The 24,984-nt window shown below is 58.5% G+C and carries 13 protein-coding genes and 6 pseudogenes; 8 read left to right on the forward strand and 11 right to left on the reverse strand.

Going from position 1 to position 24,984, the window contains the following annotated elements; translation table 11 throughout:
* Window positions 1-175: 175 nt before the first annotated feature.
* A pseudogene (locus P6U31_RS30035) lies at window positions 176-1,137 on the forward strand (IS110 family transposase).
* 289 nt (window positions 1,138-1,426) lie between these two features.
* Window positions 1,427-2,371 (forward strand): annotated as a pseudogene (locus P6U31_RS30040) (IS701 family transposase); the annotation flags it as partial.
* Window positions 2,372-2,420: 49 nt separating this feature from the next.
* Here P6U31_RS30040 and P6U31_RS30045 read toward each other — a convergent pair.
* Window positions 2,421-3,175, reverse strand: a pseudogene (locus tag P6U31_RS30045) (IS5 family transposase).
* Window positions 3,176-3,289: 114 nt separating this feature from the next.
* Here P6U31_RS30045 and P6U31_RS30050 point away from each other — a divergent pair.
* Both P6U31_RS30050 and P6U31_RS30055 read left to right on the forward strand, forming a co-directional pair.
* Entirely contained in the window at window positions 3,290-4,522 is a 1,233-nt protein-coding gene (locus P6U31_RS30050) for an IS701 family transposase (RefSeq protein WP_407189986.1), read from the forward strand.
* Complete coding sequence (locus tag P6U31_RS30055; protein WP_407185304.1) at window positions 4,519-4,674, forward strand: hypothetical protein; 156 nt, start codon at window positions 4,519-4,521, stop codon at window positions 4,672-4,674. Before P6U31_RS30050 ends, P6U31_RS30055 begins: the two co-directional genes overlap by 4 nt.
* Before the next feature lie 864 nt (window positions 4,675-5,538).
* Here P6U31_RS30055 and P6U31_RS30060 read toward each other — a convergent pair.
* The 5 genes and pseudogenes from P6U31_RS30060 to P6U31_RS30080 all read right to left on the reverse strand — a co-directional run.
* A pseudogene (locus P6U31_RS30060) lies at window positions 5,539-6,278 on the reverse strand (transposase); the annotation flags it as partial.
* A gap of 21 nt (window positions 6,279-6,299) precedes the next feature.
* Window positions 6,300-7,259: an electron transfer flavoprotein subunit alpha/FixB family protein gene (locus tag P6U31_RS30065; protein WP_407185308.1), complete on the reverse strand. Its 960-nt coding sequence runs from the start codon at window positions 7,257-7,259 to the stop codon at window positions 6,300-6,302.
* Window positions 7,259-8,008 carry an electron transfer flavoprotein subunit beta/FixA family protein gene (locus P6U31_RS30070; protein WP_407185309.1) on the reverse strand — a complete coding sequence of 250 codons (750 nt, stop codon included), beginning with the start codon at window positions 8,006-8,008 and terminating at the stop codon, window positions 7,259-7,261. The genes P6U31_RS30065 and P6U31_RS30070 overlap by 1 nt, the downstream gene beginning before the upstream one ends.
* Window positions 8,009-8,529: 521 nt before the next feature.
* Window positions 8,530-9,948, reverse strand: coding sequence for a M20 family metallopeptidase (locus P6U31_RS30075; protein WP_407185310.1), 1,419 nt, complete (start codon window positions 9,946-9,948; stop codon window positions 8,530-8,532).
* A 1,594-nt stretch (window positions 9,949-11,542) separates the two neighbouring features.
* Window positions 11,543-12,010 (reverse strand): annotated as a pseudogene (locus P6U31_RS30080) (radical SAM protein); the annotation flags it as partial.
* Between the two features lie 66 nt (window positions 12,011-12,076).
* Between P6U31_RS30080 and P6U31_RS30085 the strand changes: the two are divergent.
* Together P6U31_RS30085 and P6U31_RS30090 are read left to right on the forward strand one after the other, a co-directional pair.
* Window positions 12,077-12,361, forward strand: a complete 285-nt coding sequence (locus tag P6U31_RS30085) for a Dabb family protein (protein ID WP_407185311.1) — start codon at window positions 12,077-12,079, stop codon at window positions 12,359-12,361.
* Window positions 12,362-12,668: 307 nt separating this feature from the next.
* Entirely contained in the window at window positions 12,669-13,496 is an 828-nt protein-coding gene (locus P6U31_RS30090; protein ID WP_407185312.1) for a Crp/Fnr family transcriptional regulator, read from the forward strand.
* Window positions 13,497-14,106: 610 nt separating this feature from the next.
* Here the strand turns inward: P6U31_RS30090 and P6U31_RS30095 are convergent.
* Entirely contained in the window at window positions 14,107-15,627 is a 1,521-nt protein-coding gene (locus P6U31_RS30095) for a porin (protein WP_407185313.1), read from the reverse strand.
* Between the two features lie 938 nt (window positions 15,628-16,565).
* Between P6U31_RS30095 and P6U31_RS30100 the strand changes: the two genes are divergently transcribed.
* Both P6U31_RS30100 and P6U31_RS30105 read left to right on the forward strand, forming a co-directional pair.
* Window positions 16,566-17,117, forward strand: a complete 552-nt coding sequence (locus P6U31_RS30100; RefSeq protein ID WP_407189987.1) for a hypothetical protein — start codon at window positions 16,566-16,568, stop codon at window positions 17,115-17,117.
* 1 nt (window position 17,118) lies between these two features.
* A pseudogene (locus tag P6U31_RS30105) lies at window positions 17,119-18,198 on the forward strand (chorismate-binding protein).
* Window positions 18,199-18,364: 166 nt separating this feature from the next.
* Here the strand turns inward: P6U31_RS30105 and P6U31_RS30110 are convergent.
* The 4 genes from P6U31_RS30110 to P6U31_RS30125 all read right to left on the reverse strand — a co-directional run bounded on the left by P6U31_RS30110 (window position 18,365) and on the right by P6U31_RS30125 (window position 24,933).
* Window positions 18,365-19,756 (reverse strand): CapA family protein, encoded by a 1,392-nt coding sequence (locus P6U31_RS30110; protein ID WP_407189988.1) that lies wholly within the window; start codon window positions 19,754-19,756, stop codon window positions 18,365-18,367.
* A gap of 211 nt (window positions 19,757-19,967) precedes the next feature.
* Window positions 19,968-21,572, reverse strand: coding sequence for an ABC transporter substrate-binding protein (locus tag P6U31_RS30115; RefSeq protein WP_407185314.1), 1,605 nt, complete (start codon window positions 21,570-21,572; stop codon window positions 19,968-19,970).
* Window positions 21,573-21,891: 319 nt separating this feature from the next.
* Window positions 21,892-23,325 carry an MmgE/PrpD family protein gene (locus P6U31_RS30120; RefSeq protein ID WP_407185315.1) on the reverse strand — a complete coding sequence of 478 codons (1,434 nt, stop codon included), beginning with the start codon at window positions 23,323-23,325 and terminating at the stop codon, window positions 21,892-21,894.
* 303 nt (window positions 23,326-23,628) lie between these two features.
* A complete protein-coding gene (locus tag P6U31_RS30125; protein ID WP_407185316.1) occupies window positions 23,629-24,933 on the reverse strand; it encodes an NAD(P)/FAD-dependent oxidoreductase in 1,305 nt (434 codons plus the stop codon).
* Between the last annotated feature and the right edge of the window lie 51 nt (window positions 24,934-24,984).

Here is a 24,984-nt window from a genome sequence, read left to right on the forward strand (position 1 = left end):
TCACCCTGATTGATGCGGTGGAACGGCCCGCTCCGACAGCATCATCGTGCTAAGACGTGGTCGTTGTTTGAACGCCACAAGGAGGGACCGTTCCATGAAACAGGTTAGCACCATCGGATTGGATTTGGCGAAGCACATTTTTTAAGTTCACGGCGCGGGTGGCGATGGCTCACCGGTGTTCAACCGGAGACTACGGCGCAGCGAGGTGCTGCATTTCTTCTCGAAGCAGCCGGCCTGCCTTGTGGGAATAGAAGCCTGTGGCAGCGCTCATTATTGGGCACGAGAGATTGCAGCTCTCGGCCATGAAGTGCGGCTCATCCCACCAGCTTACGTTAAACCGTTTGTGAAGCGTGGAAAAACGGATGCGGCGGATGCCGAGGCCATCAGCGAGGCTGTGACTCGCAAGACCATGCGCTTCGTTCCGATCAAAACGGCTGAGCAACGAGCCGCAATGATGGTCCTGAAGAGTCGCGCACTTCTGGTGAAACAGCAAACGCAGACGATCAACGCCCTGCGCTCGCATCTGGCCGAGTTGGGCATCATTGCCGCCGCTGGCCGAACAAAGGTCGAGGCGTTGGTTGCAATCGTACGGGATGTAGCAGATATCCGCTTGCCTGCGGCAGCGCGCCTCGCCCTGACGGCAATTGCCGATCAAATCGAGGCTCAGGCGGACCAGATTGACAAGCTCGAAAGAGCCATTGTTGCTGCGGCAAAGACCGACAAGGACATGCGCCGACTGACTACGATCCCCGGCATTGGAGCCATTACAGCCGCGACCATCAAGGCGCTGGTGCCGGATCCCGGCGGCTTCAAATCCGCTCGTCACTTTGCTGCCTGGCTGGGACTGACGCCGCGACAGCATTCGAGTGGGGGCAAGGAGCGGATGGGACGTATCTCGAAGATGGGAAACCCCGAACTTCGGAGCCTCCTCGTTCTAGGGGCGACATCCGTCCTGCGAATTGCCCGGAAGGTCGATCGGACGCGGCCATGGTTGAAGGCGCTGCTCGCCAGACGTCCGTACAGGGTGGCAGCGGTCGCGCTGGCCAACAAGACAGCGCGAATTGCTTGGGCGCTCTTGAACAAGGGCGGATTTACCGGTGTCCGGAGACGCTGGCGACGACTACGGCTGCCGCTTGATGAATACAGCGGCTGTCAAAGAGATCTGACCGGCGCGGGCCGGCAGAGGGCAAGGAGCAATAACAGGCGATGAACCCACGGGACGAAATCCCGGCATGAGTGAGGCTGGCGCGACAATGCGCTTCAAGCGCGTCTGATTGATTTAGCCCCTTGTGTCGCGGACTTCATCGAGGCCAGCGGTCATGCGCCGCGCTTTACAGGCCGTATACATGACCGCACCGCTCCCATGTGTGAAGTCGACTGAGAAAGTTCTTGCGCCCGCGGGCCGTTCCATACATGCCGCGCGGCACAAACTCTGGTGTCTTTGACGCTTGCGCGCGGCGAAGTGCCCGTGATGGTCGCGTTACGTCTCTTTCTGCCTGATAGCTGGACAAGCGACATGCCTCGTTTGAAGCGCGCGCGCGTGCCAATCGAACACCGAACGCCACGGTCCAAACCGGAGATCGCTTTGGCCGAGATTGACCGCGCGATGGCAGCCAACATGCGCTTTGGATGTGTGCTGGCGGATGCAGGATACGGCCTCAGCGCACCGTTTCGACAAGGGCTAACAGAGCGCGGGCTGGCCTGGGCTGTCGGTATCCCTCGGCACCAGAAAGTGTATCCGGTCGATGTGAAGCTCATTTGGCCGATCACCAAAGTCCGTGGCAAACCACGAAAGCACCACGTGCCCGATGTCTTATCGATTGCGGCAGAACAAATGCTGGCCAGCGCCAAATGGAAAACCGTGAGTTGGCGTAGCGGGACGAAAGGTCGGCTCAAAGCCCGATTTGCTGCTCTCCGTGTCCGCACCGCCGACGGCCCACCGCAGCGGATATGGGATAAAGGTCAGCAGCATCTCCCGGGCGACGAAGCCTGGCTCATTGGCGAGCAACGTGCCTCCGGGGAGAAGAAATACTATCTCGCCAATCTTCCGGCGACGACGGATCTGCGCACGCTGGCCGCCACCATCAAGGCACGGTGGATCTGTGAGCAAGCGCATCAACAGTTGAAGGAGGAGCTTGGACTTGATCACTTCGAAGGGCGATCATGGCAAGGACTTCATCGCCACGCCCTCATGACAATGATTGCCTACGCCTTCCTGCAACATCGTCGCCTCGCATACGCGGGGCGGAAAAAAAAGAATCAATGGGCCCCCGCCTCAGCCAACCATGCCAGCGGTACGCCACGCCATCGTCGATCTCATCCTTCGACCGCCGGCTCGGCACTGCCCATATTGCCGAAAGCAAATCCTTGACAAACAGCGGCGAAAGCACAATCTGCCAAAGTAGTGCTAGGGTTCAGACTCAATTGATCCAATATGCGACGATGGCGGCGAGGTGGACGGCAGCCAAGAAATTTCTGGCAAGTTTGTCGTAGCGAGTTGCGACACGCCTGAAATCCTTGAGCCGACAGAAACAGCGCTCGATAACGTTGCGCCCCTTGTAGATGCGTTTGCTGAAGCTGTGGAGGGTTACCCTGTTGGATTTGTTTGGAATGACAGGCTTCGCGCCCCGATTGACGATTTCGGCGCGAAAGCCGTCGCCATCGTAGCCTTTGTCCCCAATGAGGGTAGACATGGGTGGCGCGAGTTTCAAAAAGGGCCGGCCCTGCGGCAATATCTGGCCCGGAGTGAGATGAAATGCGCAAGGTTTGCAATCAGCGTCGCTCAGCGCGTGGATTTTCGTGGTCCGCCCACCACGCGAGCGGCCAATCGCCTGTTCATGCTCCCCCCTTTTCCGCCGCTCGCCGAGCGATGCGTTTTGATCGAGGTGGAGTCGATGGACAAAGTCACTTTGTCCTTGCCGCAGCGAGCGAGCGCTTCAAACATCGCCCTCCAATGGCCGCGCTTGGCCCAGCGATTAAAGCGATTATAGATCGTCGTGTAAGGACCATAGTCGGGCGGGCAGTCGCGCCAGCGGGCGCCGCACTGAAGCATGTGAATGATACCGCTGATGATGCGCCGATCGTCATCGCGCGCCGGGCCGGTCTGGTTCGTCGGCAGATGCGGCTGTATCTGAGCCCACTGCTTGTCGTTCAGCCAGAACAGTCCTTTGCGCATCGAAGTCCCCCGTGCCGAATCAACTCGGTGCGAGGGAATCAGAACCCGCTAATTAGGTACAGACCCTAGCATTACAGTTGCATTTTATTGAAGGTTCTGAATCCATGGGCGACCATGATTCGGGATATGATGATTGGTGGCGCGTCGGTTGAAGATACGCTGACGCTGTGGGCTTCGTCGTTGCGAGATGCCAAGCAACGCATCCGTCCGCTGTTTACGCAGGAGCGGGTCGCGGCCTCGGCGGGGCAGTTTCTCGACGGACTGTTGGGCAACGAGCCGCGCAAGACGGGTTGGATGCGGGCGGAAGCGGCCGGCGATCCAGGCCCATGGCGCCAGCAGGCGATCCTGGGCCGAGGACAGTGGGATGCCGATGCGCTGCGCGACATTGTGCGTGAGTACGCACTGGAAACACTTGGCGATGAGGACGCGGTCCTAGTCATCGATGAGACCGGCTTTTTGAAACAGGGCAAGACCTCGTGCGGGGTCGCACGCCAGTACACTGGCTCGGCGGGCAAGATCACCAATTGCCAGATCGGAGTGTTCGCCTCCTATGTGTCGCGGCATGGTCACGCCTTCATCGACCGGGCGCTCTATTTGCCAAAGGAATGGACGGACGACCCCGCTCGCCTGAAGGCAGCGCATGTACCGAGCGATGAGGGCTTTGCGACGAAGCCCAAGATCGCGCGTCAAATGATCGCTCGCGCGATCGTCGCCAAGATGCCGTTCTCGTTCGTGGCGGCGGACAGCGTCTATGGCACCGGAGAGATCGAAACCCAGCTGCGCAAGGCAGGCAAAGGCTATGTTCTGGGTGTTGCGTCCAATCATGTGTTCCGTTCCTGGGGCAAGCCGCAGCCTATTGCCGGCACCGCCTCCGCGATCGCGCAGAGCCTTCCCAAGAAGGCCTGGCGCCGCCTGTCGTCCGGCGGAGGCACCAAAGGCCCGCGCTGGCACGACTGGGCCTATCTCGAGTTGGCCGATCTCGAGTTGGCCGATCTCGAAGCCAACAACGACGACCTTGCCGGGGAATGGACGCGGGGTCTTCTGATCCGCCGCAACATCGCCGACGGCAGCTTGGCATTTTTCTCCACATGGTGCCCCAAGGGCACGTCCATGCAGAAGCTGGTGGCGGTGGAGGGCCATCGCCGGGCCATCGAGGACAGCTTCGAAACTGCCAAGAACGAGCTCGGCCTGGATCACAACGAAACCCGCTCCTGGCATGGCTGGCATCGCCATGTCTCACTCGTCATGCTTGCCTTCGCCATGATGGCCGTCATCCGTCATCGGGCCAACACCGGGCCATTGCTCAAAAAAACGCGACCGCGGCCTCGACCGAAGCAGCCGTCTTGATCCGCTGGTCGATCCAGGAAATCCGCCGCATCGCCATGAAGCTAGCCCAGCGGCGCATCCCGCACGCCCATATCCTCGCATGGTCATCCTGGCGCAGGGCTCATCAGGCCAACGCGCGCAAAGCCCATCTCAAGAGCAAAATGCAACTGTAATGCTAGCGCTAGCCGAACTGGATGCCTTGTCGCGATCGGGCGGGATGCAGCAGCACATGAACGATGCGTCACGCTCACGCGCAGAACGAGGGATCGAGCGGAAGCGATACACGGCGGCCCTCGCCGAACGGCAGTTCAACCGCGGTGATCCAGATATTCCGTTGGTTGCCTTGGAGAGCGCCGATGGGAGGCGGCACTTCTCAACGTGCGCGCCGCCGAAGAGGCGCTTGTCTGACAATGCCGCCCAAAGTGATCCCACAAATGGAGTTCAACGACAAAGTCATCACTTGCCTCCTCGACCAGATATGGGTGACGAGGCGCTCTCGGATGCGCATCGCATGGCGTGTTGCAATGTCTCATCGAAAAGGCCGTTTTCGACCGCGGTGAGCACCACTCGGCCCTGGAGAGCACCGTCTGTGTGGAGGCGCCGTGCCCAAACTCGAAGTAAAGATGAGCGTGAACTCCACCATCAGATGGACGCAAGGCGCCGAGATGCGGGAAGGCGTTCTAACCCTCGATCGAGACCGCGTTGCCCGAGCAACGAGATTCGCGAGCCTGCCCCAATAGTTTCTCGCGCAAGACTTCGAACATTTGCGCGCCTACCAAGGCTGCTCTCCTGGGGCATCCAGCCTGCCCGTGCTGTTCACTCCACAAGATCGGGAGGACGTCAGCAGTGGTGCTCGACATCGTTTGGCGATATTCGAATGCTGCGCACGATGTGTCCCAAATGCGGCTGCCGCAGCAGCACCGGTCGCCAATTCTGTGTGATGGCGTTGCCGCGTCTGATCGAGAGGCGGCATGGCTGAGCGCTCGACTCACGTGTTGATCTCAAGGTTCGCCTAGTATTGCCTTTATTTCGGCACTCGGCGTCCAGGCATTCTTTGGTCACGTCGTCGATGATGTTGAGGTGCGGAAGCGTCGGCCATTGGCAAACTGGTCGTGGACGAAGTCGGCCGACCAGCGGGCGTTTGGCTTGGCCTCGACTAGCAGCGGGGCCCGGGGTCCCCAGGGACTTGCGGCGAGCCCGCCGCTTGCGGACGGCGAGCCCTTCCTCGCGATGAAGCCGGTAGACCCGATTGATTACCGATGGCTCGCCCTCCCGCAGCAGGACGAACGGCGCCGATAGCCGAAACGCCGCCGCTCTTGGCGAGATCGCGCAATCGGCCAGACAGAACTGCGTCCGGCGGGCGGCTAGAGCGAAGCGCACCATCTTCCGATTCGCACCTACGATCGAGCAGGCCCGACGTTCCGAGAGGCTCTTGATGACGGCCTGCAGATGCGCGACCGCAGCGCGCTTGGCGACGGGCGCTACCTTATTTTGAAATGAGCTCGAGGAGTGCGGCTGGGTCAAGCATTTACTCGGCCAGAAGCTTCTTCGGCTTCCCGTTCTCCTCCTTCAGGGCCCTTAACCGCTTCGCCTCGGAAACATCCACGCCGTCGAACTTGGCTTCCCAATTGTAGATCGTCGCCTCGGAGATCCCGCGCTTGCGAGCCAGATCGACCGTCTTAGCCCCAACCTCATGCTCCTTCTGCACCGCAATAATTAGCTCTTCCGTGAACGTGCTCTCTTCATCTGTCCGTCCTTCTCGGGGCGGAAGAAGGATAACCTCCTGCTTTTGAATCGACTAGTGATACTTGCACCACGTGCCCGCTTTGCCGAGTTCGGCCGTCAGCTCCGGAACCGCCTGGTAGAGGTCGGCGACAAGGCCGTAATCTGCCACCTGGAAGATCGGCGCGTCCTCGTCCTTGTTGATCGCGACGATCACCTTGGAATCCTTCATGCCGGCCAGATGCTGGATGGCACCGGAAATGCCCACCGCGACATAGAGCTCGGGGGCCACGACCTTGCCGGTCTGGCCAACCTGCCAGTCGTTCGGCGCATAGCCGGCGTCGACCGCCGCGCGCGAGGCACCGACACCGGCGCCCAACTTGTCGGCGAGCGGCTCGATGTACTTGGCGAAGTTCTCGCGGCTCTGCATGGCGCGGCCACCGGAGACGATGATCTTCGCTGAGGTCAGCTCGGGACGGTCGCTCTTGGCGACCTCCTCGCCGACGAAGGACGACAGGCCGGGATCGGCCGCCGCCGCCACGGTCTCGACCGGCGCGCTGCCGCCCTCACCCGCCGCGGCGAAGGTGGAGGTGCGGACCGTGATGACCTTCTTGGCATCCTTCGACTTCACCGTCTGGATGGCGTTGCCGGCATAGATCGGACGCTCGAAAGTGTCGGGGGCGACCACCTTGACGATCTCCGAGACCTGCATGACGTCGAGGAGAGCTGCGACGCGCGGCATCACGTTCTTGAAGCGCGAGGTCGCAGGCGCGACGATCGCGTCATAGGATGGGGCCAGCGAGACGATCAGCGCGGCCAGCGGCTCGGCGAGATCGTGCGCGTAGAGCTCGCCGTCGGCGAGCAGCACCTTCTTCACGCCGGCAAGCTTGGAGGCGGCATCTGCCGCGGCCTTGGCTTTCTGGCCGGCGACCAGCACCTCGACATCCGCGCCGAGCGCGGCAGCTGCGGTCAGGGCCTTGTTGGTCGCATCCTTGAGCGAGGCGTTGTCGTGTTCGGCAATCAGAAGCGTCGTCATCAGAGCACCCCGGCTTCGTTCTTGAGTTTCGACACCAGCTCGGCGACGTCCTTGACCTTGACGCCCGCCTTGCGGCCCGCCGGTTCGGTGGTCTTGAGAACCTCGAGGCGCGCGGCGACGTCGACCCCGTAATCGGCGACGGCCTTCTCCGCGATCGGCTTCTTCTTCGCCTTCATGATGTTGGGCAGCGAGGCGTAGCGCGGCTCGTTGAGACGGAGATCAGTGGTGACGATCGCCGGTCCCTTCAGCTTCACGGTCTGCAGACCGCCATCGACTTCGCGGGTGACCTTGAAGTCGGTGCCTTCGACCTCGAGCTTCGAGGCGAACGTCGCCTGGGACCAGCCGAGCAGCGCGGCCAGCATCTGTCCGGTCTGGTTGGAATCGTCGTCGATCGCCTGCTTGCCGAGGATGATGAGGCCCGGCTGCTCTTCTTCCGCGACCTTCTTCAGGATCTTGGCGACTGCGAGCGGCTCGACCGCGCCGTCCGCTTTCACCAGGATGCCGCGATCGGCGCCCATGGCAAGACCCGTGCGGATCGTCTCCGACGCCTGCGCCGGTCCAATGGAGACCACCACGACCTCGGTCGCCTTGCCGGCTTCCTTCAGACGCAGCGCTTCCTCGACCGCGATTTCGTCGAACGGGTTCATCGACATCTTGACGTTGGCGAGTTCAACGCCCGATCCATCGCCCTTGACGCGGACCTTGACGTTGTAATCGACCACCCGCTTTACCGGCACTAAGACCTTCATCGATCCTCCTTGATATCTATTGAGATTACTCTGCTGCTTCACCCAAAGATCACGGGTCCCGTTGACCCTGCGAGCTCGCCTGCGTGCTTACCGAATCGGGCTCACGATACGTGGGAGGGACTGACATAACGACGTTTGAGACCTCGAAGAGGCATGCGAAAGGCTGCAGTGTGAGCGCAACGCAATTTAGCTGGCCGGGTATTTCAGCCTCCTAGTTGCCGGAAGGCGTCTCACGTGCTCGGGAGGTCTAGGATGTATCCGACGGTGAGTTCAGTCGTTGGAATGATGACCTCATCGGAGACGCCGAATGTGGGGTATGTACATCCGAATCTTTGCCTGGCGAGCGAGTGCCGAACCAGAAGTAGATCGAGGGCACGCATGCTGAGTAGAAGCCGAAATCGTCACTTCCTCGCGCACGCTTTTTGTCGGCGAAGGCTTCGCGGCCGATTATTTCTTGAACGATCTTACGAAAGCGCCGCACCATTTTGCGGCGTGTCGAAGCAGAATGGGCCTGACCTGTATTATTTTGCCATTTCGAGCGACGGCTTCGTTTCCGGACCAACGGGGTTTTTGAAAGGATTTTGACGACGAAACGTCGCGAAGGCTTCTTTCGCTGCCGACAGGAGATCCTCATTTGAAAGGACGTCAGCTGCTAGGCCCGCCATTGCCTTTGCGGCCAGTGCCATGCCTTTGTGTGCAGCTGGCGATTTGCCTTGAGCGACCAGCTGCCAGGAATGGAAAGGAGTTCCTACTGCGAAGGAAGCCGCGCGGCATTGCACCGTAGGCACCACCCAGCTCACCGTTCCCACATCGGTCGATCCCAGGATGTCCGTTGAGGAGCCGTACAGCGGGGATACCTGTTCGCACAGTGCGTCAGTGCCAACCGGCAGGCCAGCTCGCCCATAGGATGAGCTAATGTCCTCGGGAGTAAGAGTTTCCTGGATCTTCTTTGCGAATTCTATGTCTGCGCTGTCAAACCCGGCGCCTCCCAATTCCAAAAGGTTTGCCTGCATGGCTTCCTCCAAGGGTGGATTTGCGACCAGATTTGCTTCTCCAGAAAGCTGTTTTACGGAGACAGTCGTCTCCGTCATCAGGGCCGCGCCTTCCGCAATTTTCTTGACCCGCTCCACCAAGCTCCACATGCCGTTGAGGTCGCGCGCGCGCACGAGGTGACGCACAACCGCGCGCGGCTGCACCACGTTTGGCGCAATGCCTCCGCCATCAACGAGTGCATAGTGAATGCGAGCGGACGAAGGCATGTGCTCACGCATGTAGTTCACACCGACATTCATAAGCTCGACGGCGTCGAGGGCGCTCCGTCCAAGATGCGGCGCCACGGAAGCGTGAGAAGCGCGGCCATGAAAAGTAAACTCCATTTCCACACAGGCCAGGGAAACCGGGCTAAATACGCCGCTGAAAGTAGACGGATGCCAGGAGATTGCTATATCCACGTTATCGAAGGCGCCGGCCCGTACCAGGAAACTTTTGGAAGAGCCGCCTTCTTCAGCAGGACATCCGTAATATCGTACACGCCCCGGCAGCCCCGTCTGGGCAAGCCAGTCTTTCAGTGCTACAGCGGCCAAAAGAGAGGCGGAACCCAACAGATTGTGTCCACAGCCGTGCCCGGCTCCGCCGGGAACGACAGGCATCTTTTCCGCCACTCCTGCCTGCTGGCTTAATCCTGGTAGCGCGTCGTACTCGCCAAGAATGGCTATGACTGGCCGACCAGTGCCCGCCTCGCCCATAATCGCAGTCGGAATGTCGGCTAACCCCTCGCTCACGGTAAAACCTTCCGAGATAAGCGCGCGACGGTGCTCACTGAAGGCAAAAAATTCTTGATAATTTTCTTCGGGGCGACCCCAAATCCGGTCGCTTAGCTCGTAGAATTTTGATTTGTGAGCTTCAACGTGGTCCCAGACGGGCTTTGTATTCTTACGCATTTTATTTCCTCAGTCCGAAGAAGGACCTTAGGCCGGAAGGGTGGTAGTTGGAACACGGTTGGTCAGTGATCGAAGGTCTGGCAGACTGAACTGCCTGACAATAGGTGTTTTCAACGGCATCTGCGCTGCGCATTGGACAATAAGCGCGTCAATTTCCTGCAAATTTCCGGGTGTCGCGCACAATTTCACGGAAGAGTCCGGGCCAATGACTATGACCTGCTGCAAATCGAAGTGTGCGGCAACGCTCGAGCGACGGAGGGAAAGCCCTGGACAGGAATGTAGTCCTGCGGACGACCTTTCCGGGAGGGACCCGCGGCTGCTCGCTTTGGTTGCGATAGGGTCGGGTCCAGTTAACGCTTACAACGTTTCGCCGCCGTTCTCACCCGCGGATCGGCCCGAAGTCAGGCAGCGTTTGCTCCATCTTCTGTGAGGAGCGCCGCCCCATTCTCGAGCTCGGCTCCCTCTCCCGCGAGCACGGAAAGATTGTGCCCGGCAGCGCTGCGGTGCCCTCGCCGACTTGCTCCTCGGTCTCGCTACCAAACAGGTCATGGCGCGACAATCACGCCGAGAACGCGCCAGCTTCATGGGGACACTGGGATCGAGGTCGTCTCGGGTCGCAAGCGATCGCGCAACAGGCTCGACCGTCACCCTGCAGGCGCGTGGGTCGTTACCGTGCTCCCGCAGGGTCTCGAACAGACGTTTGTAAGCCGCGCGCAGGAAGAGCTGCTCGCGATAGACGCAGCTCGAACCAGCCGTTTCGGGGTATCAAATTGAGATCGTGGCTCTCGTCGAGACAGCGGCGACTGCGATTTCAGTCCGTCGAGCTCGAGATCGATGCCCCCTTGCTCGGCCAATCGGCAACGCAAGCTAGCGCTCGCCGATCAGGCAGCGTCGACGGACCGCCGCCGTAGTTCAAGGTGATCTTGTGCTCGGTCCTGGCCGAATCGAAAGGCAAAGTTCCTCCCTTCGATTGGCTTCCAGCTAAAGTCTGCCAAGCGGCGTCTGATGCCATTGCTCCGATGGCGGCGGGAACGGTCATCTGCAACTCGCCGCTCCGGCCTGCCAGCGCGAGCTCTGTGCGGTAACCGCCGCCCCTACGCTCAAAGCTTTACCGCTGTTTGCCCAAAAGAAGCTCAAAGAGCCGCGAGAGATCAACAGGAAAATTCGACTTATTCAGATGTGACGACAGACGGGAGGATCTGGAGCTTGAGTGCCATCCAGATGCGAGACGCCTCGACCGCCTCCTGCAGAGCGTTCAGATTAACAACGGCTAAAAACGCGGCCGGCTATAGCCTTGGTCCACCGATAAGCCGGGGCCTCGTGCGGCCATGGCTCCGGCGACCTGTGCCACTTTGATCACCAGGCGATCCTTCGCGAACCGCGAATCAGCGTGACAGTCCAGATCGCTGCCTGATTGCTGTCGTCCCACGTCCGCGGGCCGTAGAGATCGTCTGCTCTTCGAGTTTGAAGCGGGCGCTGCCGATTCTCGCGCTTGGCCGCACATGCCAAGCGCTCAACTACAACCAGATAAGCGAGCAGCAGATCGCTTTTTCTTGGCGTCACTTCCCTGCAGTATGGCGACGAGCCGCCGGTGTAGCAGGAGCATACCAAGTCGATCCTCGACGTGATCGCCTATGCCCAAGATGCCGCCGCAGCAGACTCGATTCCGGCTTCACGCACCGCGCGGGTGTATCAATGCGATCCTCCAAGGTGCGCGTGCTGACTATCTTGCCATAGAACATCGGCGGTGTGTCAACGTTATGATTCTAATAATCTAGCCCCGCCTCGGACAGGCACACGGTCTTGGTCGGCGTTAGCATTCCGGGGGTGACGCAGGTCTCCATGCCAAGATCTTTGACGGCGCTGACCATCTCGCAGACCTGATTAAGATCGCGATCCTTTGGATTTCGGCAGATGCAAAAGCGGGTTGCGCCGGCCTCTTTGGAGCGCGCGCGGTCGCCACCACATCGGTAGGATGCATCAGGCGGGCGACTTTCAGCCCGGTGTCGTAGTGCGCGCTTTGTGAACAGTAGCCTCAATCTTCAGGACAGCCTCCGGTCTCAGGCGTGCCATTTCGACGCGCCACATCGTCTTTTTTACCGCCACGAAGGAGTCCCACATTGAAAAGATGATCGAAGACCTGTCACTTCTGAGACGAATCCCGCATGCACGCCCCGTCGAGATTGGTCGCAATCTCAAGAAAGATCAGATCGGAAACGAGACTGACCTAGTAGTCTATGGTGAGTTCGCCAACGAGACAGAACTCGCAGCCTACAAGGCGCATGAGCTTTACCAGGAATCGACAGGCTGCTGCGACCGCTCCGAGAACCAAGGTTTGCGGCAGACTACTCTGTATCAACCGAATCGATGTCCGCTGAAAAGCTCAAGGGGTAGGAATACCCATCATGCTTGACCTCGTGGTACGGACCGCGGGGCTGAAACCGCGCTTACTGGCAGGCGCGTGCAGCCTTCGGCTGAGCCCTTCGGCGACGTCGGCCTCGAACCTCCCTCCAAGCAGCTTGCGCGAGCCAAGGAATGGAGATGTAAGGGGCAGGTTTTCGCAGTCTGCACCTGCCGAAAGCCGCCGAAAGGGCGCATTACAACGCGGGATTTAATCGTTGAAGGACCTACTTTCGCATTAATCAGAACGAATGCATTGCTATGATTCACTTCAACAGTTCGTGAACGTCGACGGGGTGACCACCAGGGACGGGGGCATTATGACCAGTGACGTATCCAGCGCCGTCGATATTTTTGACAGCTCCGCAGATTCTGCTTTTGTGCGGCCTGGCGGCACGCAGACCACGAACCGCCCCTTCAATGCCGTGCGTTCGAATACGCGGTTCTTCGTCAAGAACGCGATCTTGGCGGCGCTTTCATTGCAAGACCTCGCGGCGATTGGAGAGTTCTTGGAGCCGGTCGTACTCAGAGCGCGTATGCTTCTGCAAGAGCCGAAAAGGCATCTTGATCACGTCTATTTCGTAGAATCGGGTCTCGTGTCGTTGAGGATTGTTGCGGCAGGATGCATCCTAGAGACCGCTACAATAGGTAGTCGGGGGGCGGTAGGAGCTGCCGCGCTGTTGGGGGGACACGTTTCGACTTATCAAACGGTTGTGCTGATTCCGGGAAGCGCGCACAGGATCCGCGTCGCGGACTTGTATCGCTTGATGGACAAGCGCCCTGAAATCCGAGAACAGCTACTTCGGTATGTTCAAGCGCTGAGCCTGCATTGTGCTCAGACAGGGCTATGCGGCGTCCGACATGATCGCGAAAAGCGGCTTGCATCCTGGCTCTGTTTGGCGAGCGATGCTGTGGAAGCTCATGTTCTTCCAGTCACCCATGAATATCTCTCCTCCGTCTTAGGCCTGCGCCGCCCTGGAGTAACGGAGACGTTAAACCGCTTTGAAGAACAACATTTAATTCGTAAAACACGAGGCGTGCTACAAATTGGAGAGCGTCGCGGCCTGGAGCAAAAGGCATGCGGTTGTTACAGAATCATTTCCGGCGCGTATGCTGCAACCGATTCTGCAATTTCACATTTCGACTAGTTCACTAGCACGCGAAAATTCTTGTTCTTCGATTGCCCCAATTCTGGTGAGCTTTCTGACAGATACTCCGTGTCTTCGAAGTCGCTGTAAAATGTGACCCGCGGTCGCCGCTTGGTGATTCGGCTGACAACCGAGTCAGTAGCGGCGTAGCCGCTCACGGAAAAGCCGCTCGAAGCATTTGCCGAATTCCGAGGCGCCGGTCTCGGCGTCTGGTTCATCCACGGTGTTTCCAATGATATGAAGCGATGAAGCGGCGCCCCTAAACTATGATCGCCTCGCCACGTCAACTGACGATGTAAGGGCAGATAGCGCCTCAGACGCAACTGCATTGCGCTGCAAAAGTCTATTCTCGCCAAACCAGACCAATTCGCGGAAAAATTGCACCCGCATCAAGTATTGCGTTAACGCCTCGATCGGACACCGCACTCACCCGCGTCTCGGCGAGACACAATTATGACGTGCGTTCCTCAATCGAGCGTGCCTGAGGTCGCTTCGCCCGAGCAACAAGCCTCGCTAAAAGGCCTCCGGCGGGCATGCCGGAGGCCTTTCCTTGGAGGTCAGCTTTTCATCTATGAAGTCGCGTTTTCTCCTTCGCTAGTTTGAATAGACTTTAGAAGTTGCGCTGAGCGCGGAGCAGCAGCACGAGGCTGTTCTGGTCCTTCAGCTCGTAGGGAGCAGCAGGCTTTGCGATCCCCGATTGCAGCGGGAGCGTCACAGTGCTTCCGCTTGCATATTTTTGATCGAGCATCATATACGCGAGTTCGCCCGTGAAGGTCAGGTTTCTGACCGGAGTCCAGGACGTCTTCGTGCCGACAACCGCGTAGTTGAAGTCAGGATTGCAACCGGCAAGACCGCTCGAGAGAGAGACAGTTGCGACAACCGCGCCGCAGATGTACCCCTTGGCCGTGTTGTTGTACCGGACGGCAGCCCATGCGCCGAAGATCGACGTATTCCAGTATGGATCCCAATTGTGGGTATATCCACCGTTGAAGCCGTAGGTCGTGGTCAGCTCCTGGCCAGCGCCAGTGACGAACACCGTGTCGGACACACCACCAAACCCAAGGCTTTGATATGCACCAGCTAGGCCTGTACCGCCGTACATCGCGTAGGTCGAGGGCAGATAGTCGTGGAAGTTGTACGCGCTCGCGCCGTTCGTATATACGCCGGTCACATTGATCGTGTCACCCGCGCCGGTCGGGATGTTTTTGATCGACAAGGCCAATTGTCCAGCCCAGCCCCATTTGTCCCCCGGATGGCCGGTGACTTCGGACGCGCCATAATATGCCGCATGGTTGTCGTGCGCGGCGAACGACGCCTGAAAGAGTCCCCAAGCTTGGTCAATACGGACCCTCGCCACGAGGTCTGGCGCTCGCGAACCGCCGATATCGTTGGCACCATACGAACCGGTAGCGATTCCTGCTGCGGTCGCGCCACTCACGTTCCAGAGGTTGGTCGTGTAGTTTGCGACCTGATCTTGGGCAGAGAAAGAAGCCGTGATGCCCTGACCAAAATCAGCGGTATAGGTGACCTGATTCACAGGATCCCATCCGGCGCTTCCCGGCAATTCGATATTGTTTGCGGGATATTCTGCCCAGGGGGTCCTGAACTGCGACTCCGCCTTACCAAATGTGAACCCGGCGAATTGGATGAAGGCGTAGTAGACACCAAGTCCTCCACCGGCGACCGCAGAACCGACCGACGACGTGTAGGCCGTCGCGCCATTTACGGCGGTCGTTCCTGCACCGCTGTAAGTGCCGCTGGTCCAAGTGAACGTGAGCTCGGCGAACGTCCGGACCACGCCGTATTCGGTCGCGGTGCGCGTATCGATTTGCAAATCCTGTCGAGCCCGGGTCGTGTAGTAATTGCTCAGCCGGTTCCGGGCACCAGCCACGCCACCGGTGGCAGCGTTAAAGTCAGAGCTTGTGGCCAGCAGAGTATCGGCGCGCAGATAACCACCCAGCTTGATGCATGTGTCCGTGCCTGGGACATAGTAGAATCCAGCTCCATAAAGCGAGCAGATCTTCACGTATTCGATCGCTTTGGCCTTGACGGGCAGATCGGCCGCCTGCGCTCCGCCTGCAGCAATCAATCCCGCCGCCGAAACAAGCAAAAGGCTCTTCACCATCTTCATAAAAGTCCTCCAAATTGTCTGGCCTGTAAGGTGCCGGCTGCGGAAGAGCCGCCCACCTTCGCCCCCGCCCCAATCATTCTCGACCTGCAGGGCCATCGTCGAACGTCAACCAGTAGCTTGAACCAGTGAACGTCGCGGTGCGGGTTATTCCGCCGCTCGCCCACTTACGTTGACAGATTTCGTCCGCTGTTGACGCAAAAACTCTGTACGGAACGGACAACTCCAAACGGCCGCTCTGCAGCCGTGTTGTTGCGACCTCAGATCCGTACATTTCGTACGATGCTGCAAACGCATCGGTACAGCGCGCGACCTAGCTCACGCCGGCGAACAGCGCATACTCATAGACACCCGAAAACATTGAAACGCTTTACAATGCTGCATTGCTGATCGTGAAAAGACTTGGATAACCGACCTCTGGTAGCCGCAAACACCTGCTCCGCACCCTCAATAGACTTCACCTTACGCATACGAGGTCGCTGGGATAGCTAAACGTCGGTTGTGACACCTCGAACAAATATGGACCGGTTATTGCTGAGTTGGTCGATCTTGCGGCTGCGCGCAATCTCAATCCGCAATTTCGAGCAACGGCATCGACGTCGTGGATGAGTTCGACAACGAGACGGACGTCGCAGCTTACAAGATGATCGATACCGAGCGCGTCGACCAGACGATGATGACGTGCACTGCGCGAGCAGCGGATCGCTGCGTGCTGCAGTGCATCGGGTGCTTGTGCTGCAGGAGCGGCAGCACAAGCAATGTCACTTCGCGCTTTGCCTTCAAGCGCAAATGCTACTGTGAGACGCGAACTTTCGAGTTAAATGCCTCAGATGTATACCGCTCTCCCTGAATAGGCGATTACGATCGACGCTCCAATTCAAGAGCAATACCCGTCCGCAACTGAGATCCCGATGCACGTTCGCGATGAGCCTGTCATGGCAATGAGGTGTTTCGCTGATCGACCACATCTCACGTTTCTTGATAGCGCCTCAAGTTCTGAATTGTGGGGGCGCCATTCATATCTAGCCTGTGATCGCTTCAGCACCTACACGGTCGCGGAGAAGCGGGTGAGTTGCAACAAAGAGGTTCTTGAGGGCAATCCATGGGAAGTTCTTCGCGCCGTGCTCGCTAAATATCCGCAGAAGCATCGTTCTGGTCTCCCACCGTTCCAAGGAGGCGCGGCAGGCTTTTGGGCTTATGATCTGAACAGGACGTTGGAGTTGTTGCCCATTCCCAGCAATCATCGATCAATATTTGCCCGATTCCATGCTGCACTTGTACGAAGTCGTCAGCTTCGATCGCAGTCAGTAGAGATGTTGGGTTGCTTCTACCGGCTCGCCGGAGCACGACTCGATGCGTACGTCGCGCCGACGAGATGGTATCGCTGCTTGCCAGCACAGCTGAGGCGACGAAAAACTCTTTGGGTCGAGTTGGCGTGGCATTCGAATTTCAGCCGTCAAAGACTATATCGCGGCGATAAGCCGCGCGATTGATTTGACCCTGGCTGGAGACATCTTCCAAGCTAATGTTGCGCAGCGCTTCTGCCCGCGTGTGGCACCGTCATTTGATCCGCTTGCTTTCTATTCTCGACTTCGGTTGTTGAATCTGGCGCCCTTTGCGGCGCTTCTGCGCTACGGAACCCTTACCATTGCATCAAACTCTCCGGAACGATTTCTGAAACTCGACGGTCGCCAAGTTGAAACGCGACCGATCAAAGGCACAATCGCACGTTCAGCCGACCCTGATGAAGACTAGCGGCGGGCCCAACTCTTAGTCGCATCCGAAAAAGACCGGGCCGAGAACATGATGATCGTGGATCTCCTGCGCAACGATCTATCGCGCGTCTGCTCGCCGCATTCGGTCGATGTTCCCGTGCTGTGTTCGGGCGAACTTGCACGAGATCATGACGCCGTCAGTCTTCTTCGAGCTTGCTTTCCTGGCAGCTCTATTGCGCGCGCGCCAAAGGTGCGATCTATGCAACTCATCACGGAAATTGAACGCGTCGCTCGTGGAATCTATTGCGGAGCGATCGCGATTCATTGGTTTCGATGGCTGGATGGGCAGGCGCGGCCATGGAAAACTGCCCCCCGCATTGCCTCCCAGCGGCGCACGGTGCAGCGACTGGTGAAGAATTGGCGATCAAAGGCCGCTCGACAGCTCATCACAGCACAGAGATCACACTATCGGTCCAAGCTTCGCGCCTTCGTATTTAATCCTGACAGGTTCTTTCGCCGAAGCACCGCAAGCCGCTCGCTAGCTACGGCGCTCTGGAGGGCGCGCTTCGCGGAGCGGCTTGCTCCGACTCGCGGCAGCCGATCCCGAAAGACACCAGGGTGCGCTTCAGTAACATTGTCATCTGAGGCAATATGGGGGTCAGTTTTCCATGTCGCCCGACACTCCAGGACGATCTTGAGCTTCTCATCCTCGGACCAGCGCCGTCGCGGGCCCGTGTCCACCACCTCAAGCCGTTCGACTTGGGCACTGCGCCTATCAGTGTCCATAAGGACAGTTCTCAACAATACGCCTCATCGGCAAGGCGGTATCCTCATCAGCAGCTGGTTCGTGAGGGGGTGAATGACACACGCTGATTGACAATCCCACTTCGGCGTCAACTCCGTGCTGGACAGCGTCGGGAACAAGGCCCAGCGCATCGAGCTTACCTGTGCTCTGCATCCAACGGTCCGGGTGTTAAGGCCAATCCATTCCGCCCAGAGTGAGAGCAACTGGAAGCAACCTAGCGTCAAGGCGGTGAACTGGCGCGCGCAGTTATAACTCCAACATCGTCTACAATCGCAATCTGCGTACCGAACGGCTTCGAGAGCTTCTGCAGACGCTCCAGAATAGCTATTGCCTGCGGCCCGTGCGCGCGCCGCGGGACGCCCCGGTTGGCAAGCCTCTTGGAGCGATCGAGCTCGATCGGGTACAGCCGCAATTCAACAAGCTGGTTCTGCTCAAATCGGCTGGCCGCGACTATACTCTCGTAAAAGACTGGATCTGAAAATCCGGGTTCCGTCTCGTACCCTCTTGTCATCTCACTCGCCGTCACCTCAGCGTCTGTGTCGGTTTGTGGGTCCTTGTCGTAAGCAGCATACATGTCAGCCCCGACCGGCGTACGGAGATCGTCGATAATGAAATTGCCCAACCCATAAAGGATTGGCCGGTTCTTGTAGATTTCGATGCCCCGTAACTGGTGCGGCCCATGCCCCACATATGCGTCCGCGCCGGCGTCGATCAGCCCTTGCGCAAGCGATTGTTCATAATCAGGCGGCTCCTGACACCAATTCCCGGGTTGGTGTCCGTGATTCGTAACGATGCAAAAGTCGGAGAACTGCTTGCCCTGACGAACGTTTCGCACAATCTTGGCAAGATCGCGCGGGTCGGCTTCGTAGCTGTAGTTGATCGAATCGCCTGTCTTGTATGTCACTCCAGAGAGCACCACCCTTTTCGGATCCTCACGATGGGACTTGAAGCCTGGCAACGCGTTGCGTATCCGCCTCAAGCTCTCGAGCATCTCCGGCAAAACAATGGTGGTTTTCGCCAAGCGGAGTGTGTTTACGCCCGCTCTGCCCGGAGCCTCGCCCGCCGGATCGGCGGCGCGAGATAACGGCGTGAAGGTCGAAGCAAACGATACCAGCGAGACGCGACCGCGTGGCGTCTCCAGAAAGCGAGCAGCCCCTGCCTGTGCGAGACTCTCGCCTGCCCCCGCGTGCACGATCCCGCTCTGATCGAGCGCCTGGCTCGTCTCGCGCATCCCTTCAAGGCCCCAATCAAGGGCATGATTGTTCGCGCGACCCAGGATGTTGAATCCCATCGCCCTTAAATCGGGCCCGAGCTCCGGCAGGCTGACGTGATACGCACCGCCATACTCAGCCTCAGGGCTACCCTTGAACGATCGGATATCAAAGATGTTCGTTTCCATGTTGCCGAATGTGACATCGGCATTCTGGAGAATTTTGACGACGGCGGCGAAGCCTGCTCCCTGATATTTCGTCAGCGGCCTTGTGGCGATCAGGTCGCCCACTGCTACCATCGTGAATCCATCCGCGATGTTCGTCTCAATCGAAGCGATAGCGTCGTAACCATTATCCTGGTCGGTCACAGATGATCGGTTCTCGTGTGAATGGGATTCCATAGATTTCTCCATCGGCAACTCGCTACGGCATTTTAGCTTGCTTTGCCGGCAACAAACACAACTCAGGTGTTCATGTGGGCCGTGCTCACGAGCGCGGCAGTGCGCAGCAAGGACCGCCCGGATCGCCCAACTCCACCTGCCGAACTACAGTGACATTCATTTACGGGACCAACTGCCGCGTGGCGCCCCGGGTTGAGGTAGCCATTACGCGTCACACCTTCTGCATATTCCACATCGGAAGGAGCGTCGGCATTCCGATCACGCCTGTCAGGGTTTTGCGGCGCGCAATTGGCGAGACACTCTTCCCCAAGAAGACGAAACCGACAAAATCCCAAAAGATTCGCTGCATCTTGCGGGCTAGCTCCTTGCGCTCTTCGACCGTTTCGACGTCTGCCCATTTGGCGCGAAGAGACTCGTATTCTTCGTTGTTCGGCCAGCCGTACCACGCTTTGTCACCATTGGCTGCCAAGCTGATATTGCCGATCGGATTGCTCAGCGAGTAATCGGAATCGCTCGAGATGAAGATGCTCCAGCCACCTTTCTCAACAGCACCCTTGTTCGCCCGGCGCGCGACGACCCCACCCCAGTCGCTCGGTGCGAGTTCGGCATTGACTCCGATCTTGCGCAAGGATGCCGCCAATAGCTGCGAGGCGTTGTTTATGAAGGGTATGTTCGTGGGCTGAAGAATCATGACCTTCTCGCCCGAATATCCGGCCTCCTTGAAAAGTTGTCTGGCTCGTTCAGGGTCGCCGCCCTTTTTGTGCCAGCCCGTGTTTTCATCATTCGAATAGACTGATCCGGTACCAAATATCGAAGTAACGGTGCTGATGTATTCCGGCGGGTACTCGGTGCGCATGAACGCATCCTGATCGATCAAGTGCAGCATAGCTTGACGCGCCTTCACATTGTCGAACGGCTTCTGTAGAAAGTTCAGGCGCAGGTACCAGTCGTTGCCGCCCGTGTTCAGAACCTGGAGCTCAAGATTAGGATCATTCTTGATCGTCGAGAGTTGATCGAGTGGCGGCGATCCGAAGAAGTCAATTTCACCCGCCTGTAAAGCAGCGTAAGCAGTCTGCTGATCCGCGATATTGTCCCAGATCACACGATCAACCTTGACGACCTTTCCGCCGGCCAATCCGTCGGCCCGCTCCTTTCGGGGCACGTAGTTTTCATTGCGATCGTAAGTGTAGCTGGCACCCGGCTTGGCAAGAGCGCGATTGAATTTGAATGGCCCCGAACCGATATTAGATGTGACCTGCTCTGTTGCAGGGCTACTCGCATCTTTCTCGCGCATGATGAAGAGGCAGGGCGTGGCAATATTCGCCAGAATATCAATCAGAAGACCCAGCGGCTCCTTGAGCGAGATCGTGAAGGTTTTGTCGTCCTTCTTTGAAACATCTTTAGCCCGTGCCATCATCAGCTGTCCGCCGGGATTCACTTCGGCCCAGCGACGGATCGAGGCCACACAGTCCGCCGCAGTGACAGGGGCGCCGTCGTGCCAGCTCAGACCATCCCGGAGCTGAAATGTGTAGGTCTTCTTGTCGTCGGAAACGCCCCAGCTGGCCACCATTTGCGGCTGCGGCATAAACCTGGAATCAAGCGAGAACAGCGTATCGTAGATCGCCAACCCATGATTGGCGGTGACATATGCCGCGGTAAAGATCGGATCGAAGACGCGGAGGTCACCGCTCCCTGTTACCATGCGGACGGTCCGCGCAGCGGCGGGGTCCGCCTGCGCCCATAGGGCTGAAGGAATCGACAAAGCCGCCCCGGCAGCCGCCCCGGCCTTAATGAGCTTGCGTCGAGATATTGCCATGGGTCCCTTCCTCTCTTGAGTCGACGGCGCGGTCGACTCGCGCCTACTTGTTGGATGAAGTATCGTCAGGCTTTGCCGCGACCCAAATCTTGCAGCGCGTTACTCTGGATCGGTGGCCTTCGGACGCTATCAAACGATATTGGGGCTTGCCTGCAGTTTATCGCGAGTTCCCATCCCGAGCCGGACGATTACATCTTTCTTTACGCCAATGCCGCCGGATTTCTGCATGCCCGGATATTCCGCCGTCCGGGTGCATTGCGACCCAGCTCGCCAGCAGCGTTGTGCAGGAACGGCATCCGGATCCGCACCGACGACTATCCTACACCGCCCGAAACTTCTCAGGCTCGCGCAGCACCGACACAATAGGTTCGATGTCTGGTTGTGTTTCGATATTCAGTGTGGCCTGGATCACTTCATCCGCGCGCGCTTTCGAGAGCCCGCTCGCAACGCGAAATTTTTCGACGACGTGGTCGTCGCCGTATGCTGTATCGCTCTTCCACGGATCGCCCAGCGCGAAGTCCGTCTCGGCTTGAAGTCGCGTGCCGTCACGCATCACGATCGTGACGCGTGACGGCATATTGCGCAATTGTCCGCGCACGATCTGGCTCGCATACTCATTAGCAACGTCCCAAGACTCGACGCAAACTTTCTCTCGCAATTCCTTGACGTTCTGGATGTCATCAGTCGCATCGTCTAACCAGGCGGGCCCCACAGGAATACCGAGCAGGACCATCGCTACAGCATGGGGAAAGCTGTACTGCCGAGAAACCCAGGTGCGCGGTTTAGGATTGCAAAAGCGAGGACCAGATACCAATGCATTGGTGTCGATCAAGATGCTTTCAATCTGCTGAGGATCGATCTTTGCCTTCGAAGCGGCAGCAACGAGCGCGGTGAGCGGCTGATGCATCCACCGGCACGTCGGCCATGGCTTGTAAGTGATATCGGGCAGCATCCATCGAGACCCAAGGTCGCCGACCAGTGTATCCGGGTCGAAACAATCCGTGCCGCACATTTTGATCAGACTGCGTTCGCCGTCAAAAATAGCAGAAAGGCCAGTTGCGCCAAGGGTGGCTGACCGAGCCGCAAACACGCCGGCAAGCACGGCCCAACCCGCATCCTGGTATTTGGAATCCGGCAAATCCATTGATTTGCCCGGCCACATGCTTGGTAGCGGAGTGTTCGAACCGGCTATGCCAAGTGTTTGCCGAGCCAAACCTTCATCCTGAGCTTCCAGTTGAATCCCCACGCCCGCGGCCGCGAGGACAGTCGACACAGAGAAATGGGAAACAGAACCAGCCTTGCCGAAAATGTGCGCGCCGCACGCGCTTGCGACGCGCCCACCCAGTTCATAGCCCGCGATCAAGGCCTGCAGGAGCTGCGAGCCGGTTGCTTTGCGTACCTCCGCTAACGCCAGCGCGGCAACGACCGCTCCTGCGCCGAAGTGATGCCCTACTGGGAACGTCTCATCCAGGTCCATGCAGTTCGCGAGACGCCCGTTGGCATACAGCGCCCCCGCAAGGCTCGCGCGTTGTTTGCGGCCTGCGATGGATGCCACATTGCCGTCTCCCAAAACTTCAGCCAGTCCGTGGACGATCGGCGCCATGCGCGTGCGCGCGGCCGCCAATATGCAACCGATCGAATCGAGCAGAAGTCGGCGAGCGTCAGCTCTCACATCAGTTGGCACGTCAGCTAAGTCAAGATTCGAGGCAAACCGAGCAAGAGCGCCAGTCAGATCGGTATACGTACTATCCATCGAGAAACTCCGAGCAAATCCGCTGCAGCGAAGGACGTCCCGCGGCGAAGCAAGTTGGACCGAGGTTCAGCGCGCTCGGTAGAGTAAAATAGCCGCCACTTGACGCCGAATTCATCGAATTAACTGGCTCATGCCGCCGAAATTCCACCGCTGATCCTATGATCTGAAGCTTACATCTTATTTGTCGGCCGGGCTGTGCTGGGCCAAATTCAGCTTGAATGCTCGTCGAAGTTAGACCTCATGATCACCCCAGGCGCGCATGGTTGAAGACCACGCACCTGAATGAACGCCTATTCTGCCGGTCTAGTATTCGCGTCCGGCTCGCCAGTGCTCCCAGGTCATTCGCGCTATGGCGCCAATTCCACGAAACGGCTCCGGCGGGATCCAGTCGGGGCCGGTCAGCATTAAACGATCTGTCAACAGAGGGGATTGGGAGCCACAGGCCATCTCCGCCAGGAGCTTCCCGTGAATATTGCCTCTCAAAACCCCCGCCCCTTGACACCCAACTGAGGCGTAAAGTCCTGGCCTCAGCTCCCCGAAATACATTCCGCCGTTGACCGTGATCGCGGTCATGCCGCCCCAGACGTGCTCCAGGTGATACGAGCGCATTTGTGGAAATCGTCGCCGAAACAATCGAGTCAAAATTGAGCGTACCTTCTGTGGGTTTGCCTCCTTCTCGTATGACCAGCTGCTGCGTATGAGGAATCGTCGCCCGACCTTCCTCATGGTGGTCCCCATTCGGGTCGGCGGAAGTACTCCCCAGGCGGGCAAGGGGCCTAAACGGCCAAGTTCATCGTCATCCAACTCGGGGGTTAGCCCCGCGTAGGTGTAGACGATGATCATTCGGTCAGCCAGGAAACCCAGAGCCCTCGCATGCGCATTATTCGCGATGAATACTTGGTCGGCCACAAACTCTGCCCGAGGCGTCCGCACTTTAAACGGGCCCGATCCCTCCACAGCGTCGACCGCCGCCTGTTCAAGCACAGTGACATTGGAAGGAAGCGTGTCAGCGAGACCTCGGATAAGCGCGGCCGGTTGTACAAAAGCGCGCGTTAGCGTTTCGTAGCCGTATTGGTAATAGTCGGTACCGAGAAGAGCTCTAAGTCCCTGGGCATCATGCTCCCGGTAGCTTAGATTCCTTCTTTCCAGAGCTTGTCGTGAGCTCAAGAGCCTGTGCTCTCCTTGGTGAGTGGCAGCCGCAACTATGCGTGGGGCCGTCTCATCCCAATCGCAGTTAATCTTTTGTTCCTCAACAACAGCCCGTAGCCAATCGAGCCCGGCGAGCACGATGCGCGTTTTTCGATTTGCATCATCCTCTGCTGAGCCGTACGCATTTGGACGCGGCTCGATCGCGGACGGCGACAAGAAACCCGAGTTCCGCGCCGATGAGCCTTCTCCGATCTCCGACGACTCGATGACAATAATATCCTTTTCCGGCATCAATTCAGCCAAACGGCGGGCTGCCCCTAGCCCCGTATAGCCAGCCCCGACAACGATGGCATTATATCTCCTCTCTTTAGGGAGCTGTTCGTGCGGGGCTCGCGGCGGCAGTAGCGCATTCCATCCCGACCCCACTGTGTACCGTGGGGCGGTTTTTGAATCGGTCATTCTGCTTCTCCTAGCCACCTGTTGACTTCTTGTGCTTCCAGACGGCGCGGG

The organism is Bradyrhizobium centrosematis, assembly GCF_045571495.1.
GTDB lineage: Bacteria > Pseudomonadota > Alphaproteobacteria > Rhizobiales > Xanthobacteraceae > Bradyrhizobium > Bradyrhizobium centrosematis.